The 17,238-nt window shown below is 68.4% G+C and carries 18 protein-coding genes; 14 read left to right on the plus strand and 4 right to left on the minus strand.

Annotated elements, in window-relative coordinates; translation table 11 throughout:
- The first annotated feature begins 327 nt into the window (after nucleotides 1-327).
- The 5 genes from ahpC (at nucleotide 328) to FJU31_RS02630 (ending at nucleotide 5,274) form a co-directional block, all read left to right on the plus strand.
- Complete coding sequence (gene ahpC / locus FJU31_RS02610; RefSeq protein WP_079220707.1) at nucleotides 328-891, plus strand: alkyl hydroperoxide reductase subunit C; 564 nt, start codon at nucleotides 328-330, stop codon at nucleotides 889-891.
- Nucleotides 892-1,107: 216 nt separating this feature from the next.
- Nucleotides 1,108-2,700, plus strand: a complete 1,593-nt coding sequence (gene ahpF / locus FJU31_RS02615; RefSeq protein ID WP_150453351.1) for an alkyl hydroperoxide reductase subunit F — start codon at nucleotides 1,108-1,110, stop codon at nucleotides 2,698-2,700.
- Between the two features lie 73 nt (nucleotides 2,701-2,773).
- On the plus strand, nucleotides 2,774-3,739 hold the full coding sequence (locus FJU31_RS02620; RefSeq protein WP_150453352.1) for a LysR substrate-binding domain-containing protein: 966 nt from the start codon (nucleotides 2,774-2,776) through the stop codon (nucleotides 3,737-3,739).
- Between the two features lie 123 nt (nucleotides 3,740-3,862).
- Nucleotides 3,863-4,267, plus strand: coding sequence for a nucleoside diphosphate kinase regulator (rnk, locus tag FJU31_RS02625; protein WP_150453353.1), 405 nt, complete (start codon nucleotides 3,863-3,865; stop codon nucleotides 4,265-4,267).
- A 50-nt stretch (nucleotides 4,268-4,317) separates the two neighbouring features.
- Complete coding sequence (locus tag FJU31_RS02630; RefSeq protein WP_150453354.1) at nucleotides 4,318-5,274, plus strand: transaldolase; 957 nt, start codon at nucleotides 4,318-4,320, stop codon at nucleotides 5,272-5,274.
- 608 nt (nucleotides 5,275-5,882) lie between these two features.
- Here FJU31_RS02630 and msrA read toward each other — a convergent pair.
- Together msrA and FJU31_RS02640 are read right to left on the minus strand one after the other, a co-directional pair.
- Nucleotides 5,883-6,548, minus strand: a complete 666-nt coding sequence (msrA, locus tag FJU31_RS02635; protein WP_188115438.1) for a peptide-methionine (S)-S-oxide reductase MsrA — start codon at nucleotides 6,546-6,548, stop codon at nucleotides 5,883-5,885.
- Nucleotides 6,549-6,578: 30 nt separating this feature from the next.
- Complete coding sequence (locus tag FJU31_RS02640; RefSeq protein WP_150453356.1) at nucleotides 6,579-6,842, minus strand: putative signal transducing protein; 264 nt, start codon at nucleotides 6,840-6,842, stop codon at nucleotides 6,579-6,581.
- 202 nt (nucleotides 6,843-7,044) lie between these two features.
- Here FJU31_RS02640 and FJU31_RS02645 point away from each other — a divergent pair, with 202 nt between their 5' ends.
- From FJU31_RS02645 to FJU31_RS02670, 6 genes are all read left to right on the plus strand, one after another.
- Complete coding sequence (locus tag FJU31_RS02645) at nucleotides 7,045-8,793, plus strand: glutamine--tRNA ligase/YqeY domain fusion protein (RefSeq protein ID WP_150453357.1); 1,749 nt, start codon at nucleotides 7,045-7,047, stop codon at nucleotides 8,791-8,793.
- A 43-nt stretch (nucleotides 8,794-8,836) separates the two neighbouring features.
- Nucleotides 8,837-9,487: a hypothetical protein gene (locus FJU31_RS02650; RefSeq protein WP_150453358.1), complete on the plus strand. Its 651-nt coding sequence runs from the start codon at nucleotides 8,837-8,839 to the stop codon at nucleotides 9,485-9,487.
- Nucleotides 9,488-9,538: 51 nt separating this feature from the next.
- Complete coding sequence (locus FJU31_RS02655) at nucleotides 9,539-10,264, plus strand: DUF6348 family protein (RefSeq protein WP_150453359.1); 726 nt, start codon at nucleotides 9,539-9,541, stop codon at nucleotides 10,262-10,264.
- A 96-nt stretch (nucleotides 10,265-10,360) separates the two neighbouring features.
- Nucleotides 10,361-10,921, plus strand: a complete 561-nt coding sequence (locus FJU31_RS02660) for a nucleoside deaminase (RefSeq protein ID WP_150453360.1) — start codon at nucleotides 10,361-10,363, stop codon at nucleotides 10,919-10,921.
- Nucleotides 10,905-11,972 carry a 23S rRNA (cytidine(2498)-2'-O)-methyltransferase RlmM gene (gene rlmM, locus FJU31_RS02665; protein ID WP_150453361.1) on the plus strand — a complete coding sequence of 356 codons (1,068 nt, stop codon included), beginning with the start codon at nucleotides 10,905-10,907 and terminating at the stop codon, nucleotides 11,970-11,972. Before FJU31_RS02660 ends, rlmM begins: the two co-directional genes overlap by 17 nt.
- A gap of 49 nt (nucleotides 11,973-12,021) precedes the next feature.
- Nucleotides 12,022-12,414: an EF-hand domain-containing protein gene (locus FJU31_RS02670; RefSeq protein ID WP_150453362.1), complete on the plus strand. Its 393-nt coding sequence runs from the start codon at nucleotides 12,022-12,024 to the stop codon at nucleotides 12,412-12,414.
- Nucleotides 12,415-12,614: 200 nt separating this feature from the next.
- Here the strand turns inward: FJU31_RS02670 and FJU31_RS02675 are convergent, their stop codons facing one another.
- Nucleotides 12,615-13,796 (minus strand): UbiH/UbiF family hydroxylase, encoded by a 1,182-nt coding sequence (locus tag FJU31_RS02675; RefSeq protein ID WP_150453363.1) that lies wholly within the window; start codon nucleotides 13,794-13,796, stop codon nucleotides 12,615-12,617.
- Nucleotides 13,793-15,001: a 2-octaprenyl-6-methoxyphenyl hydroxylase gene (ubiH, locus tag FJU31_RS02680; RefSeq protein WP_150453364.1), complete on the minus strand. Its 1,209-nt coding sequence runs from the start codon at nucleotides 14,999-15,001 to the stop codon at nucleotides 13,793-13,795. Before ubiH ends, FJU31_RS02675 begins: the two co-directional genes overlap by 4 nt.
- An 89-nt stretch (nucleotides 15,002-15,090) precedes the next feature.
- Here ubiH and FJU31_RS02685 point away from each other — a divergent pair, with 89 nt between their 5' ends.
- The 3 genes from FJU31_RS02685 to FJU31_RS02695 are packed head-to-tail and all read left to right on the plus strand — an operon-like array spanning nucleotide 15,091 to nucleotide 17,183.
- Nucleotides 15,091-15,675, plus strand: coding sequence for a hypothetical protein (locus tag FJU31_RS02685; protein WP_150453365.1), 585 nt, complete (start codon nucleotides 15,091-15,093; stop codon nucleotides 15,673-15,675).
- 8 nt (nucleotides 15,676-15,683) lie between these two features.
- Nucleotides 15,684-16,238, plus strand: coding sequence for a cob(I)yrinic acid a,c-diamide adenosyltransferase (locus tag FJU31_RS02690; protein ID WP_150453366.1), 555 nt, complete (start codon nucleotides 15,684-15,686; stop codon nucleotides 16,236-16,238).
- Between the two features lie 6 nt (nucleotides 16,239-16,244).
- On the plus strand, nucleotides 16,245-17,183 hold the full coding sequence (locus tag FJU31_RS02695) for a histone deacetylase family protein (protein WP_150453367.1): 939 nt from the start codon (nucleotides 16,245-16,247) through the stop codon (nucleotides 17,181-17,183).
- The last annotated feature ends 55 nt before the right edge of the window (nucleotides 17,184-17,238 follow it).

The following is a 17,238-nucleotide window of genomic DNA, read 5'->3' on the forward strand; positions in this document are numbered from 1 at the left end:
TTTCTGTGGTGTGGTTCCCCCCCGGGGCCCCCCCCCCCCCCCCCACCCCCCCCCCCCCCCCCTCGACTCTACGGATACGCGGTTCATTCAGCTTCGACGGGACGGGATAAGGAGGGGCTATCGGCCCATCTTCACGGCCCACCACGATTTTCCCTTGACATACAACTACTTGCAGGATTGAGACGACCGGATTCATGGCAAGCTCATCGCACTTTAATAGACTTCATCTATCAAATAGATGAAATCAATGCATTGTTCTTATCGCTAATGAATCGGTAACCTAGCTCCTGTCGATTCACCCACTCCCCTTCACCCAGAGGAAAAACGATGTCCCTCATCAACACTCAGATCCAGCCGTTTGAAGCCAACGCCTACCACAACGGCGAGTTCATCAAGGTTTCCGATGCCAGCCTGAAGGGCCAGTGGTCCGTCCTGATCTTCATGCCGGCCGCTTTCACCTTCAACTGCCCGACCGAGATCGAAGACGCCGCCGAGCATTACGCCGAGTTCAAGAAGGCCGGTGCCGAGGTCTACATCGTCACCACCGACACCCACTTCTCGCACAAGGTGTGGCACGAAACCTCGCCGGCCGTCGGCAAGGCCCAGTTCCCGCTGGTCGGCGACCCGACCCACAAGCTGACCCGCGCCTTCGGCGTGCACATTGAAGAGGAAGGCCTGGCCCTGCGCGGCACCTTCATCATCAACCCGGAAGGCGTGATCAAGACCCTGGAGATCCACTCCAACGAGATCGCACGTGACGTCTCCGAGACCCTTCGCAAGCTGAAGGCTGCCCAGTTCACCGCCGCCAACCCGAACCAGGTCTGCCCGGCCAAGTGGAAGGAAGGTGAGAAGACCCTGACCCCGTCGCTGGACCTGGTCGGCAAGATCTAATGCATCACCGGCCTGCCGTGGCCCCACGCCACGGTGCGCCCCTCATCCCCGTGCCGGCCCCACGCCGGCGTGGGGGTGAACCCAAGACGGCCGCGCACGCCACGCCCCTTCCACAGGTCCGCGTTGCCCTCTTGGGTTCACCCCTACCCCCTCGCTGGTCCGCTACCTTTCACAGCGGTGCCACGCCCCCTGTTTGCCTGAAGCCAGGAGAAGACCATGTTGGACGCCAACCTGCAGTCGCAGCTGAAGACCTATCTGGAGCGCGTGACCCGCCCGATTCAGATCACCGCGCACGCCGATGACGGTGCCAGGTCGCAGGAAATGCTGGAACTGCTGCACACCCTGGAAAGCCTGTCGGACAAGATCTCGCTGCAGATCCTGCGCGACGGCCAGGGCCGCGTGCCGTCCTTCGACCTGGGCACCCCGGGCCAGGACATTCACCTGACCTTCGCCGGCCTGCCGATGGGCCACGAGTTCACCTCGCTGGTGCTGGCCCTGCTGCAGGTCGGCGGCCACCCGTCCAAGGCCACCGCCGAGCTGATCGAGCAGGTGCAGAACCTGGAAGGCGACTACCGCTTCGAAACCTATTTCTCGCTTTCCTGCCAGAACTGCCCGGATGTGGTGCAGGCGCTGAACCTGGCCGCCGTGCTCAACCCGCGCATCCAGCACGTGGCCATCGACGGCGCGCTGTTCCAGGACGAAGTGGAGAAGCGCGAGATCATGTCCGTGCCCACCGTGTACCTCAACGGCGAAGTGTTCGACCAGGGCCGCATGACCCTGGAACAGATCGTGGCCAAGCTGGACACCAACGCCGGCAAGCGCGACGCAGAGAAGATCGCCGCCAAGGACGCCTTCGACGTGCTGGTGGTCGGCGGTGGCCCGGCCGGTGCCGCAGCGGCCATCTACGCCGCGCGCAAGGGCATCCGCACCGGCATCGCTGCCGAGCGTTTCGGTGGCCAGGTGCTGGACACCATGGCGATCGAGAACTTCATTTCGGTGAAGGAGACCGAGGGCCCGAAGCTGGCCACCGCGCTGGAACAGCACGTGCGCGAGTACGAGGTGGACATCATGGACCTGCAGCGCGCCACCGCGCTGGTGCCGGCCGGCGACGACGGCCTGGTGCAGGTACAGCTGGAAAACGGCGCGGTGCTGAAGTCGCGCTCGGTCATCCTGTCCACCGGCGCACGCTGGCGGCAGATGAACGTGCCGGGCGAAGACCAGTACCGCAACAAGGGCGTGGCCTACTGCCCGCACTGCGACGGCCCGCTGTTCAAGGGCAAGCGCGTGGCGGTGATCGGTGGCGGCAACTCCGGCGTGGAAGCGGCCATCGATCTGGCCGGCATCGTGTCGCATGTGACCCTGCTGGAGTTCGATTCCAGCCTGCGCGCCGATGAAGTGCTGCAGAAGAAGCTGCGCAGCCTGGGCAACGTGACCGTGCTGACCAGCGCGCAGACCACCGAAGTGCTCGGCGATGGCAGCCGCGTCACCGGCCTGGTCTACAAGGATCGCGTCGGCGGCGATGCCCACCGGGTCGAACTGGAAGGCATCTTCGTGCAGATCGGCCTGCTGCCCAACACCGAGTGGCTGAAGGACAGCGTGGCGCTCTCTCCGCGTGGCGAGATCGTCATCGATGACCGCGGGCAGACCAACCTGCCGGGCGTGTTCGCTGCAGGCGATTGCACCACGGTACCCTACAAGCAGATCATCATCGCCATGGGCGCCGGTTCCACCGCGGCACTGAGCGCCTTCGACCACCTGATCCGTTCGTCCGTGAGCAAGGGCAGCGGCGCGGTGGCCGAGGCGGCCTGATCATTCGTTCCCAGGGTATCGGGGGCACCATTGCCTGCTGGGTAAGCCGGTCCGTTACCCCTGGGGTCTTACGATGAATCTTCGCGATCTGAAATACCTGGTGGCCCTGGCCGATCACAAGCACTTCGGCCGGGCGGCCGCCTCTTGTTTCGTCAGCCAGCCCACGCTGTCCACCCAGATCCGCAAGCTGGAAGAGGAGCTGGGTGTACCGCTGGTGGAACGCGCACCGCGCAAGGTGATGCTGACCCCGGCCGGCCAGGAAGCAGCGATGCGGGCACGGGTGATCGTGTCCGAAGTGGAACAGCTGAAAGAAGCGGCGCGACGCAGCCGCGACCCGGAAGCCGGTACGGTGCGCCTGGGGATCTTCCCGACCCTGGGCCCGTACCTGCTGCCGCATGTGATTCCGCGCATCCGCGATCGCTTCCCCGAACTGGAACTGCTGCTGGTCGAGGAAAAGAGCGACGTGCTGCTGGAGCGCCTGCGCGAAGGCAAGCTGGACGCCGCGCTGCTGGCGCTGCCGGTCATCGACGACCAGCTGCATGCCGAGTTCCTGTTCGAGGAACCCTTCCTGCTGGCCGTCTCCGGCCGCCACCCGCTGGCCCGCCGCGACCACCTGGACGTGCAGGAACTGGCCACGCAGAAGCTGCTGCTGCTGGAAGACGGCCACTGCCTGCGTGACCAGGCGCTGGAAGTGTGCCGCCTGTTTGGTGCCAACGAGAAATCCGAATTCCGCGCCACCAGCCTGGAAACGCTGCGACAGATGGTCGCCGCCGACGTCGGCATCACCCTGCTGCCAAGCCTGTCGGTGCAGCCGCCGGTGCCGCGTTCGAACAACATCCGTCTGCTCGACTTCACCGGCGAAGGCCGCCCCAGCCGGCGCATCGCCATGGTCTGGCGGCGCAGCTCGGCCATGCATGGCTTCCTGCTGGAGCTGGCCGACCAGTTCAAGCGCCTGCCGCAGGCACTGTTCACCCTCGATGCCGAAGGCGTGCCGGCCGGCGAAGCGCTGGACGTGTCCAGCCCGCTGCTGAACGGCTGATCCGGCAGCGCCGGCGCACTGTTGCGGCGGGAGTCGATTCCGGCCGCATTTGTCCCCACAATACAGCCAGGCGGCGCCAGGTGGTGCCGCCTTTTGCATGGCTTTCAATCAAGGAGCACCACCATGAACACCGCCAGCGGCCTGCCGCCGTCCATCACTGTGTCGACCTTCGACATGGACCGCCTCGAGGCCATGCTTGATTCGCCTGCGCTGAGCCAGACGCCTGCCGCGCTCGCGCTTGCCGCAGAACTCAACCGGGCCACCGTGCTGGCGCCGGACCAGATTCCCGAAGGCATCGTCATGATGCATTCGCGCGTGGAGTGCGAAGATGAAGTGTCGGGCGAGACGCACGTCCTGACCCTGGTCTTCCCCCGCGAAGCCAATGTCGATGAAGGCAAGGTTTCCGTGCTGGCCCCGGTCGGCAGTGCCCTGCTCGGCCTGGCCATCGGCCAGAGCATCGACTGGAACGCGCCCGGCGGCCGCAAGCTGCGCCTGCGCGTGACTGCGGTCCACAACGACCGTCCCTGATTACCGCTGCGCACCGCGCGCGATTCGATTTCCCTGCACCAGGAGCCGTAATGAGTACCCCGTCCAAATTGTCCCAGCTGCGCGAACTGTCGGTGGTAGTCGCCGATACCGGTGACTACGACGCGATCAAGCGCCTGCAGCCGGTGGACTGCACCACCAACCCGACCCTGGTGAAAAAGGCGCTGGACCTGCCGGTCTATGCCGAGCTGATCGAACGCGAACTGGCCTGGGGCCGCCAGCAGGGCGGCGAGCGCGACAGCGTGGTCAATGCGATCGCCGATCGTTTGACCATCGGCGTCGGCGCGCTGCTGAGCACGCTGGTACCCGGTCGCGTGTCCACCGAAGTGGATGCAGATCTGGCCCACAACACCGAGGCCACCGTGGCCAAGGCCCGCCAGTTCATCCAGATGTACGCCGATGCCGGCGTGCCGCGCGAGAAGATCCTGATCAAGATCGCCGCGACCTGGGAAGGCGTGGAAGCCGCGCGCATCCTGCAGGCCGAGGGTATCGACTGCAATCTGACCCTGATCTTCAACCCGACCCAGGCTCTGGCCTGCAGCGAAGCCGGCGCGTTCCTGATCTCGCCGTTCGTCGGCCGCATCCTGGACTGGTACGTGGCCAATGGCCAAGCCCCGGCCAACATCGATGAAGATCCGGGCGTAAAGTTCGTGCGCGGCGTTTATGCCGAATTCAAGCGCCGCGGTTCGCCGACGGTGGTGATGGGCGCCTCGTTCCGTTCGACCGCGCAGATCGAAGCGCTGGCCGGTTGCGACCGCCTGACGATTTCGCCGGACCTGCTGGAGAAACTGGACGCCGACCACGGCGAGCTGCCGCGCAAGCTGGTGGCCGGTGCGGCCGACGGCGTGGCGGTCACTCCGATCGACGCGGCGAAGTTCGCGGCGGATCTGGCGGCGGACCCGATGGCGACCGAGAAGCTGGCGACGGGTATCGATGCATTCGCCAAGGATCTGCAGGCGCTGCGCGAGCGGATCCGCTCGGAACTGTGATTGCGGCCAGCGGCTGAGCCCCTCGTGGCGGGGGGCTTGTAGAGTCGAGCTTGCTCGACTGACTGCAAGAGCAACAGCCGCAGTGGGTCGGGCGGGTTGGGTTCGCGGGAGACGCCGTGAATCCATCCCTGGAGGCTTGGCCGCCGCATCCATGCGGCGGACACTCCCGCGAACCCAACCCGGCCGCCCTCTGACAGTTTCCGGTGGCCGCCCGCCACGGAAGAATGAAGGAAGAGCAGAAGCGGGTCGCGCGCTGCGCTTGCTCGGAGCGGAGCATGGCTCCGCTCTACAAAGGGCACTGCAGGACCAAAGAAAAAGGACGCGGCGAAAGCCGCGTCCTTTTTCTTTTCCATCAGTTCGTCACCAACCCAATGCTCCTGCCCACCGTCACTGGGAAACTGTCGGGGGTGGGGCGGGTTGGGTTGGCGGGGGTGCGAGCGCCATGGATGGCGCTCACAAGCCTCCCAGGATGGATTCACGGCGTCCCCCGACAACCCGACCCGTCCCGCCAGACTCACAGCAACCCAGAGCCGCGTTGTAGTTCAGCCGACTAACAGTCGGCTCTACCAGGCTGTGGCTTCCGCCCGCCGCAGGCGGACCTCCGCGCGTCAGCGCGGCGCCTCCACATCCAGCCCGATCGGGCAGCTCACGCCGGTGCCACCCATCCCGCAATACCCGTTCGGGTTCTTCGCCAGGTACTGCTGGTGGTAATCCTCGGCGTAGTAGTACTCCGGTGCCGGGTACACGATCTCGGTGGTGATCGGCCCGTAGCCGGACGCATCCAGCTGCGCCTGGTAGGCCTCGCGGCTGGCCAGCGCCGCCGCGTACTGCGCCTCGTCGGTGGCGTGGATCGCCGAGCGGTACTGGGTGCCCGTGTCGTTGCCCTGGCGCATGCCCTGGGTCGGATCGTGGCTCTCCCAGAACAGCTGCAGCAGCCGCTCCAGGCTCACCACCGCCGGGTCGAACACCACCTGCACCACCTCGGTGTGGCCGGTCAGGCCCGAGCAGACCTCTTCATAGGTCGGGTTCGGGGTGACGCCGCCGGCATAGCCAACCGAGGTGCTGTACACGCCCGGCTCTGTCCAGAACTTGCGCTCGGCGCCCCAGAAGCAGCCCAGCGCGAAGCGGATCTGCTGCAGGCCGGCGAAACGGTCCTTCAGCGGATGGCTGTTCACGAAGTGCTGGTTGCTGTGCAGCGGCAGCGGCTGGTCGCGGCCGGGCAGCGCCTCTTCCGGGCGCGGCAGGCGCTGCTTGAAGGCCCCGATGCCGAGGATGCCCTGGCTGATTCCCAACATGATGCGCTCCTACGCCGGCAGTCCGGCCCAATCGTCTGCCTCTGAAATGGGGTCGGACGGGCCCTGGCCCAAGTCCAGCGCGGCGATGATCTCCTCGGCCTGCGGCCGTGCCACGCCGGGGATGCCGACCCGCAGCACGCCGAACAGCGGCAGCTCGCCCATGCCGCCCAGCAGCTGCTCGCCGAACACGAACGCGGGGATGCCGGCATCCTCCAGCGCGTGCTTGACCAGGTGTGCGTCGAACAGATTGTCGGCCTTGTACACGATGTGCATGGGCGGCTCCTCGGGACAGGGGTCCAGCATACGCCCGGGGCCTGAATCGCGCCGCCGCGCTCGCCGGGCCTGGCCCGGCGCTACCGGGTGCGGGGATGAGGTAGCGCCGGGCCAGGCCCGGCGAGCGTAGCGGCAAACCCCGGCAGCCCCGTCCCTGACGCGCTAAACTGTTGGTCTTTCTGCCTTTCTCTTTCGCCGACTCATGTCCGAGCACACCCCCGCCAGCCCCGAGACCCCCGCCGACAGCCACGAGAAGCGCGATTTCATCCGCCAGATCGTGCGCGAGGACCTGGCCAGCGGTAAGCACCAGGCGATCAAGACCCGCTTCCCGCCCGAGCCGAACGGCTATCTGCACATCGGCCACGCCAAGTCGATCTGCCTGAACTTCGGCCTGGCCGGTGAGTTCAGCGGCGTCTGCAACCTGCGCTTCGATGACACCAACCCGGCCAAGGAAGACCCCGAGTACGTGGCCGCCATCCAGGACGACGTGCGCTGGCTGGGCTTCACCTGGAACGAACTGCGCCACGCCTCGGATTACTTCCAGACCTATTACCTGGCCGCCGAGAAGCTGATCGAGCAGGGCAAGGCCTACGTCTGCGACCTGTCGGCCGAGGAAGTGCGCGCCTACCGCGGCACCCTCACCGAGCCGGGCCGTCCGTCGCCGTGGCGCGACCGCAGCGTCGAGGAAAACCTGGACCTGTTCCGCCGCATGCGCGCCGGTGAGTTCCCCGATGGCGCGCGCACCGTACGCGCCAAGATCGACATGGCCAGCGGCAACATCAACCTGCGCGATCCGGCCCTGTACCGCATCAAGCACGTCGAGCACCAGAACACCGGCAACGCGTGGCCGATCTACCCGATGTACGACTTCGCGCATGCACTGGGCGATTCCATCGAGGGCATCACCCACTCGCTGTGCACGCTGGAATTCGAAGACCACCGCCCGCTGTACGACTGGTGCGTGGACAACGTCGATTTCGCCCACGACGACGCGCTGACCCAGCCGCTGGTCGACGCCGGCCTGCCGCGCGAAGCGGCCAAGCCGCGCCAGATCGAGTTCTCGCGCCTGAACATCAACTACACGGTGATGAGCAAGCGCAAGCTGATGGCGCTGGTCACCGAACAGCTGGTGGACGGCTGGGAAGACCCGCGCATGCCGACCCTGCAGGGCCTGCGTCGCCGCGGCTACACCCCGGCGGCGATGCGCCTGTTCGCCGAGCGCGTGGGCATCAGCAAGCAGAATTCGCTGATCGACTTCAGCGTGCTCGAAGGCGCGCTGCGCGAGGACCTGGACAGTGCCGCCGCGCGCCGCATGGCCGTCATCGATCCGGTGAAGCTGGTGCTGACCAACCTCGACGAAGGCCACGAAGAGCAGCTGACCTTCAGCAACCACCCCAAGGACGAAAGCTTCGGCAGCCGCCAGGTGCCGTTCGCCCGCGAGCTGTGGATCGATCGCGAGGACTTCGCCGAAGTGCCGCCCAAGGGCTGGAAGCGCCTGGTGCCGGGTGGCGAAGTGCGCCTGCGTGGTGCCGGCATCATCCGCTGCGATGAAGTGATCAAGGATGCGGACGGCATCATCACCGAGCTGCGTGGCTGGCTGGATCCGGAATCGCGCCCGGGCATGGAAGGCGCCAACCGCAAGGTCAAGGGCACCATCCATTGGGTCAGCGCCGTGCACGCCGTGCCGGCCGAGATCCGTCTGTACGACCGCCTGTTCTCGGTACCGAACCCGGACGACGAGTCGGAAGGCAAGACCTACCGCGACTACCTCAACCCGGAATCGCGCCGCACCGTCACCGGTTATGTAGAGCCGGCCGCGGCCAGCGCCACCCCGGAGCAGTCGTTCCAGTTCGAGCGCACCGGCTACTTCGTCGCCGACCGCCGCGACCACACCGAAGCCAAGCCGGTGTTCAACCGCAGCGTGACCCTGCGCGACACCTGGTCGGCCTGATCTGATAGGCGGGCGCCTCCGCGGCGCCCGCTCTCGAGCCGCCATGCTGACCGCCCTGTCTTTCCTGTTCTGGCTGCTGACCGGGCACGCAGTGCTGGTCTTCTTCGCCGCGCTGCTGCTGATCGGCCTGGTGTCGTGGCGCCGCCGCCGCCCGGGCTTCGCCGTGGTCGTGTTCCCTCTGGCCCTGCTGAACATGATCGTCGGGCAGTTTGCCAACGCGGCCTTCCTCAACCTGGCCGGCGAACCGGGCGAGGCGATCATCGTGCGGGCTGAACAGACCAGCTCGCAGTTGAACGAACAGTACATCTGGCGTTACGAGGTCGTGCTGCATACGGCCGACGGCCGCGATGTCGAAACGGTCATGCATACCGATACGGCAGCCCTGTGGCCGCTGAGCAATGCGATCCGCATCCCGGGCGCCAACCAGCCGTTTGCAGTCAAGTATGTCAGCGGTTTTGCCCGCAACTTCGTCATCCTCACCGAGCAGTCGCCCTACGGCATCGCCCAGGCCCGAGCACGTGCGCGCGAACGGGTGGAGGTGGCCGCGCGCAAGCTGCATTTCAGCCCGGACAACGCCGGGTTCCGCGCCGACTATCGACGCGAGCTGGAAACCTGGCTGCGCGACCACGGCAACGATCCTCAGCAGCAGTCCGACGCACAGCGCTATCGCGCCGAACTCGACGCCCTTCGCTGATGCCAGGCACCGCCTGGCTGTCCACCCACCGCTCAAGGCAGGCCCTTCGACATGACCGCTTCCGCCAATGCGCTTCTTCCGCTGCTGCAGCAGGTGCTGCTGGGCCGTGACATCGCCTGCACCCTCGACGGTGACGAACTGGTGCTGGACAGCGGCCTGCGCCTGAGCCCGCACCCGGTGGGCGCTGAGCCGCGCGACAACGGCGGCTGGCAGACGTCCACGGTGATCGAGGCGCGCCATCCGCAGCTGTTCGCCGATGGCCTGTTCGAGTACCAGCACGCCGCCGGCGACAGCCAGCAGGAGGCCGCGCTGTCCGGCTTCGAGAACTGGGTGCGGGTGGACCTGGCCACCCTGCAGGCCGCCATCGGCGCCGACGAGGCGCCGGAACTGCAGATGCTGACCCTGCGCTACGGCGCCGAGGAAACCGGAACGCCGCTGGCGCGCGCGGTGGTGCTGGGCCCGCTGGCGCACTACCGCAGCGAACCGGCCAACGACGCCGCTGCCTGCGGCGAGGACGACCACGGCTCGTGCCCCTGCTGCCTGTTCACCCAGAGCCTGGACGCCTTCAACGACCTGCTGAAGACCCGCCAGTTCCTCGGCATCCGCCTGTTCGCTTCGCGCGATGCGGACGGCCAGTGCGAGGCTGACTGCCGGGTCAACGGCCACGACTTCCCCGCCGCCCTGCCCCTGCTGCGCGCCTACGCCGCACGCTGGCCGCAGGCCGGGCTGGAGTTCCGCAAGCAGTACGTGGTGGTCCGCACCGAGCTGGACGACTGAGCAGCAGACACCCCCGGTGCACCCGGCTGCCGCTACACTGCGCGCCGGTTTCCGAACCCGCCACACCCCTTCATCTTCCACACGAGGCACCCCGCGATGCTGTACGCGCAAGTCCACCTGACCCTGCCTGCCTGGATCCACGACCAGATCGACCTGGATCGTCGCTATCCCGGCGATGAGGCCAAGGTCGCGCTGGCCATCGCGCTGTCGCGGCTGAACATCGAGCACGCCAGCGGCGGCCCGTTCGGCGCGGTGGTGTTCGGGCCGGAAGACAAGGTGATCGCCGCCGGCGTGAACCGGGTGATGCCGCATGCGACCTCGCTGGCGCATGCCGAGAACATGGCCTACATGCTGGCCCAGCAGCGCCTGCAGACCCCGCGCCTGAATGCCGTGCTGTCGCCGATCACCCTGGCCACCAGCTCGCAGCCGTGCTGCCAATGCTACGGCGCAACCGTGTGGGCCGGCATCGACCGCCTGCTGATCGGCGCCAGCGCGGCCGATGTGGAAGAACTGACCCCGTTCGATGAAGGCCCGCTGCCCGCCGACTGGGTCGGTGAGCTCAACAAGCGCGGCATCCAGGTCGTGCAGGGTCTGAACCGTGATGATGCGCGCAGCGTGCTGCGTGCCTATGGAGAGAGTGATGGCGCCCGTTACTGAGGCAGGCATCGGCCTGCTGTGCCTGTGCCGCCAGGGCTTCGAGCCCGAGCTGGCCGGCGAACTGCAGTTCCGCGCCGGCGAAGCCGGTTTTGCCGGCTATGCGCGCACCCAGCGCAATGATGGCTACGTGCTGTTCATGTGCGACGAAGCCCCTGCGCTGGCCCCGCGCCTGCGCTGGCGCGAGCTGATCTTCGCCCGGCAGAAGCTGGTGGTCCTGGCCGAACTGCCGCAGCTGGACCCGGCCGACCGCATCACCCCGATGCTGGAAGTGCTGGCCGACGCGCCGCGCTTCGGCGACCTGTGGGTGGAGCACCCCGATTCGGACGCCGGCAAGCCGCTGTCCGGGCTGGCCCGCGCCTTCGGCAATGCGCTGCGCCCGGCACTGCGCAAGGCCGGCAAGCTGACCGACAAGCCCAATGCGCGCCTGCCGCGCCTGCACGTGGTGTTCGTCGACGGCACCCATGCCTTCGTCTGCGTGGCCGACCCGGCCGACAGCGCACCGTGGGCGCTGGGCATCCCGCGCCTGAAGTTGCTGCCCGAAGCGCCCTCGCGCTCGGCGCTGAAGCTGGACGAAGCACTGCTGACCCTGCTGACCCCGGAAGAACGCGAACTGCTGGCCAAGCCTGGCATGCGCGCGGCCGACCTCGGCGCCGCACCGGGCGGCTGGACCTGGGTGCTGACCCGCCAGCACATGCAGGTGCTGAGCATCGACAACGGTCCGCTGCGCCAGCATGTGCTGGACACCGGTCTGGTCGAGCACCTGCGCGCCGATGGTTTCCACTGGCACCCGGACCAGCCGCTGGACTGGATGGTCTGCGACATGGTCGAGCAGCCGCGCCGCGTGGCCGAGCGCATGGCCACCTGGTTCCGCGAAGGCTGGTGCAGGCATGCGATCTTCAACCTGAAGCTGCCGATGAAGAAGCGCTGGGACGAAACCCGGCTGTGCCTGGACCTGTTCCAGGAGCAGGCCGGCAAGCCGCTGGTGGTGCGTGGCAAGCAGCTCTACCACGACCGCGAAGAGATCACGGTGCTGGCCTCGCCGCTGCGCTGATGCGCGATGTCCGCCGGGCATGGCCCGGCGCTACCGGGAACACGACTGCATGAACCCTCGACTGATTTCACTCCTGATGGCCCTGCTGCCGGCGGCTGCGTCGGCGCAGGTGGCCCTGCCGCAACCGGCACAGAGCGCGCCGCTGCGCGATGACAGCGGCGTGGTCCGCCAGCAGTCACTGGCCAGTGGCCGGGTGACCGGCAGCGTCGACATCGCCGTGCCGCTGGGCGAAACGCCGGTGACGGTGCGCTCGGTCAGCCCGGCCAGCGTGGTCGGGCAGTACCGCATCCACTTCGCTGCGCTGGACGTGGACGGCGATGGTTTCATCAGCCGCGACGAGGCACAGGCCAACCCGGCGCTGGCCGATGAGTTCACCTCGCTGGACGTGAAGCATCGCGGCAAGCTGGACCGCACCGACCTGGCCGGCTGGCTGATCGACTGATCCGCCTTCACGCGCGCCAACCAAGGTGGGCGACTACCGCGCTACGCGCTCGCCAGGCAGGGCCCGGCGCAATCGGGGCGTCCCACGGCACGACCTGCTGTTTGGTAGCGGCCAACCTTGGTTGGCATAAGGCCGAAGGGCTTCCTTCCGCCGCGCTGCGCGCTCGCCGGGCATGGCCCGGCGCTACCGGGGCATTCCGCTTAGACGCCGGCAGCGCGCTTCCAGAATGCCTGCACCAGCGGCGGCCACTTGCCGACGCAGCCCAGCGCGCGGCCGCGGGCCAAGGTCAGATGCATTTCGTCGTTGGAGAACAGCCGGTTGATCGCATCGAAGCTGTAGGCGGCAATCTGGTTGTCGCTGCGCCGTTCGCGGGCCCAGCGCTGCAGGCGCTGCGGCGACAGGCGCGGCTGTCCACGGCGTTCGGCCGACGGTGCCAGCCTCTGCTGCAGGGCGGCGACATCGCGCAGCCCCAGGTTCACACCCTGCCCGGCCAGCGGGTGCACTACATGTGCGGCATCACCCAGCGCCAACACGCGACCGGCCACGTAATGGCGGGCCAGCTGCCGGCGCAGCGGGAACGCCGCGCGCGGCGAGGCCAGGCGCAGTTCGCCCAGGCGCGCGGCGAAGGCACGGGTCAGTTCCCGGTTGAAGGCGGCTTCGTCCAGCGCCAGCACGCGTGCGGCCTCGTGCTCCGGCAGCGTCCAGACAATCGAGCTGCGGCGCTCGGCCACCGGCAGCAGGGCCAGCGGCCCGGTGGGCAGGAAGCGCTGCCAGGCCGTGGCCTGATTCGGCAGTTCGCTGTCCACATAGGCCACCACGCCCCGCTGGTGGTAATCGTGGCGCTCGACCTCGATCCCGGCCAGTTGGCGAAGGGTCGATTCGGCACCATCGGCGGCCACGGCCAGCGCGGCATCCAGGCGGTGGCCATCGCCCAGGCGCAGGCGCACGCCGTCTTCGTCCTGCTCCAGCGCTTCTACCCGCGCCGGGCAGTGCAGCTGCACGCCAGCGGCCGGCAGCGCCGCCCACAGGCGGTCCTGCAGCAGGCCGTTCTCGACGATGTAGCCCAGCTCGCGACGACCGAAGCGGTCGGCGTCGAACAACAGATCCTCGCCACCGGCCGCATCCCATACCTGCATGCGCCGGTACGGCCAGGCACGGGCCTGGGCGATCGCCGGCCACACGCCGAGGCGCTGCAGCAGCTGCACGTTGTCGGCGGCGAACGCGAACACCCGCAGGTCCGGCTGCGCGGCCTGCCACGGCGAGGGCTCGCGGCCTTCGACCAGGGCGACCGACAGCCCGGCATCGGCAAGCGCCAGCGCACAGGCGGCACCGACCACGCCACCGCCGACGATGGCCACGTCCAGGCGCATGCGGCGGCTCATGCGGCCTCCCCACGGCACAGGCGCGGCACGTCACCGCGGAAACCCATTGCCCCGCCCACCAGCATCGACTGCACCGACGCGCGTTGCGCGGCGACCAGGCCCAGGCTGCGCAGCGGCCGCAGCAGCGGCGCCGGGTTGCTGGTCAGCCGGGCCAGGCCACCGGAGAACGCCACCGTCTGCCGGCGGTCCTCTTCGCGGCGGGCCACGTAGGCCTGCAGCAGGCCATCGCTGCCGGCATCACCGCCCGCGTCTTCCAGCAGCTCGGCCAGGGTCAGCGCATCGCGCAGGCCCAGGTTGAAACCCTGCGCACCCAACGGGTGGATGGTCTGCGCCGCATTGCCCAGCAGCACCGTGCGCTGCCCGGCCAGCGCGCGCGCCAGCACCTGGATGAGCGGATAGGCACTGCGCGGACCGGATTCGAGCAGGCGCCCGGCGCGCCAGCCCAGCACGTTCTGCAGGCGCTGCAGCCAGGCGGCATCGTCCAGCGCCATCACCGCCTCGGCCTGCTCACGGGCCACCCCGTGCACGCAGCCGAAGTGGCGGTCACCGCGCGGCAGCAGTGCCGTCGGGCCGGTGTCGGTGAAACGCTCCCAGGCACTGCCATCGGGCGCGCGCTGGCTGCGCACGCGGGCGACGAACAGGGTCTGCAGGAAATCATGGCGGTCGACCTCGATGCCCAGCGCCTCGCGCACGCCGCTGGCGGTACCGTCGGCACCGACCACCAGGCGTGCCTGCAGCACGCGCTCGCCGCTCTCGTCGGCCACGCGCACCTGGCGATGGCCGTCGACCACATCGCCCAGGCCGAGGAAACGCATCGGCCGGTAACGGTGCAGGCGCGGCAGTTCCTGCAGGCGCGCTTCCAGCGCCTGGCCGAAATCGCGCGCCACCACCACCTGGCCGAACCACGGCCGGTCGTAATCGGCCGCGTCGAGCTGGACCCGGCCGAAATCCCCGGCGCGGCTGACATGGATGCGGCGGATCGGGCCGGGCGCCATCGCCAGCTTCTGCATCACCCCCAGCGCGGTCAGCGCGTTGACGGTGGCGGCGGCGAAGCTGAGGTTGCGCTGGTCGAACACCGCCGGCAGTTCGCCGGCCGGGCTGGCCTCGAGCAGGCCCACGTCCAGGCCCAGCCGGTCCAGGGCGATGGCCAGGCTGGCTCCCACCAGACCGCCACCGACGATCAGCACGTCATGTCGTTCACTCATGAGCCAATGATACGCGCTCGCCGCCGGGCCCTGCGCCAACCCGCGCGGCGGGCTAGAATGAAAGCTGAATCCGCTCCGGGCCCGCTGCCATGTCCGACACCGCCAACCGCGCCTTTATCCTCTCCGTACTTGTGCTGTTGCTGGCGGCGACCCGGGTCAACCACTTCGCGGCCATCCCCGATGCGTCCTGGGCCGTGTTCTTCATCGGTGGCTTCTACCTGGCGCGCTGGACGCGCTGGGCGTTCCCGCTGCTGATGGTCTTCGCCGTACTGGTGGACTGGATCGTGATCCGCAGCAGCGGCCTGGATTTCTGGCAGCACTACTGCGTCTCGCCGGGCTATTGGCTGCTGCTGCCAGCGTACTTCTCGCTGTGGGCCGGTGGCCTGCTGCTGGGCCGCAACTACCACGGCGCGCACTGGTCGACCCTGGGCAAGGGCGCGCTGCTGCTGGTGGCCTCGGTGGCCCTGTGCCATCTGCTCGCCCAGGGGGGCTTCTACTGGACCACCCGCAACGTGGCCGAGCCGACCGTGGCCGGCTGGGCGCAGAACTACGCGCAGTGGTTCGGCCCCTATCTGCGCACCACGGCCATCTACGTGGCGCTGGCCGCGGCCCTGCAGCTGGCGGTCGAGCAGGTGCTGAAGCTGCAGCAGGCCCGCCGCGACATCCAGCACTGAGCCATCGCATGGGCCATCGTCTTTCGCGCATCTACACCCGTACCGGCGATGACGGCAGCACCGGCCTCGGCGATGGCAGCCGGGTCGGCAAGGACGACCTGCGCGTGGCCTCGTACGGCACGGTGGATGAAGCCAATGCCGCCCTTGGCCTGCTGCTGGCCACGGCGCTGCCCGACGACGTGCGCGCGCTGGTGGTCCACCTGCAGCACCAGTTGTTCGACCTCGGCGCCGAGCTGTGCGTGCCGGGCCATGCCGCCATCCACGCCGCCGACATCTCGGCGCTGGAGCAGCAGCTGGATCATTACAACGCCGACCTGCCGATGCTGAAGGAATTCGTCCTGCCGGCCGGCGGCGAAGCGGCCGCGCGCTGCCACCTGGCACGCACCATCGTGCGCCGGGCCGAGCGCGAGACGGTCGCCCTGGCGCGGATGGAAAGCGTGCGCAGCGAAGCCCTGCAGTACCTCAACCGGCTGTCGGACCTGCTGTTCGTGCTGTCGCGGGTGCTGGCCCGTGCCGATGGCCACGGCGAGGCGCTGTGGCAGCCGCAGCACCGGCAGCGCTGACCGCCGATGCTGGTCTATACCCACCCCGCCTGCCTGCAGCACGACCCCGGCCCCGGCCATCCCGAGTGCCCGCAGCGGCTGCAGGTGGTGCTCGATGCCCTGCACCAGGCCTTCCCCGGCCAGCTGGACTGGCGCCAGGCACCGCCGGCCAAGTTCGGTGAACTGAGCCGGGTGCACGACAGCGCATTGCTCGACTTCGTCCTGCAGCCGCAGACCCTGCCGCTGCGCCAGCTCGACATGGACACCTGGACCTCGCCCGGTTCGGCCAGCGCCGCCGTGCACGCGGCCGGCGCCGGCGTGGCCGCGGTCGATGCGGTGATGCTCGGCGATGACCCGCTGGCGTTCTGCGCGGTGCGCCCGCCCGGCCACCACGCCACCAGCAGCACGGCGATGGGCTTCTGCCTGCTCAACAACATCGCCGTGGCCGCCGCGTACGCGCGTGACCGGCACGGGCTGGAGCGCATCGCGGTGGTGGACTTCGATGTCCACCACGGCAACGGCACCCAGGACATCTTCCAGCACGATGCCCGGGTGTCGTACTACAGCACCCACCAGGCCGGGCTGTTCCCCAATTCGGGCCTGCGCCGCGACCGTGGCGCCGGCAACCTGATGAACATCCTGCTGCCCCCGGGCAGTGGCGGGTTCCGCTTCCGCAATGTCTGGGCCGACGAGATGCTGCCGGCCATCGACGACTTCCGCCCGCAGCTGCTGCTGGTCTCGGCCGGCTTCGACGCCCACCTGCGCGACCCGCAGGCCGACCTGATGCTGGAAACAGACGATTTCGCCTGGATCACCGCCGAACTGCATGCGCTGGCCCGCCGCCACGCGGCCGGCCGGGTGGTGTCGATGCTGGAGGGCGGCTATGACCTGCAGGCCCTGTCCGAGTGCACCGTGGCCCATGTCCGGGCCCTGCTGGAAGGGGCAACCGGGCCACGGGCTGGATGAACCCGAACCGGCAGCGGGCGACAACCTTCATTGCCCCTATGCAGCGGATGGGGCA

The organism is Stenotrophomonas cyclobalanopsidis, from assembly GCF_008710035.1.
Classification (GTDB): Bacteria; Pseudomonadota; Gammaproteobacteria; order Xanthomonadales; family Xanthomonadaceae; genus Stenotrophomonas; species Stenotrophomonas cyclobalanopsidis.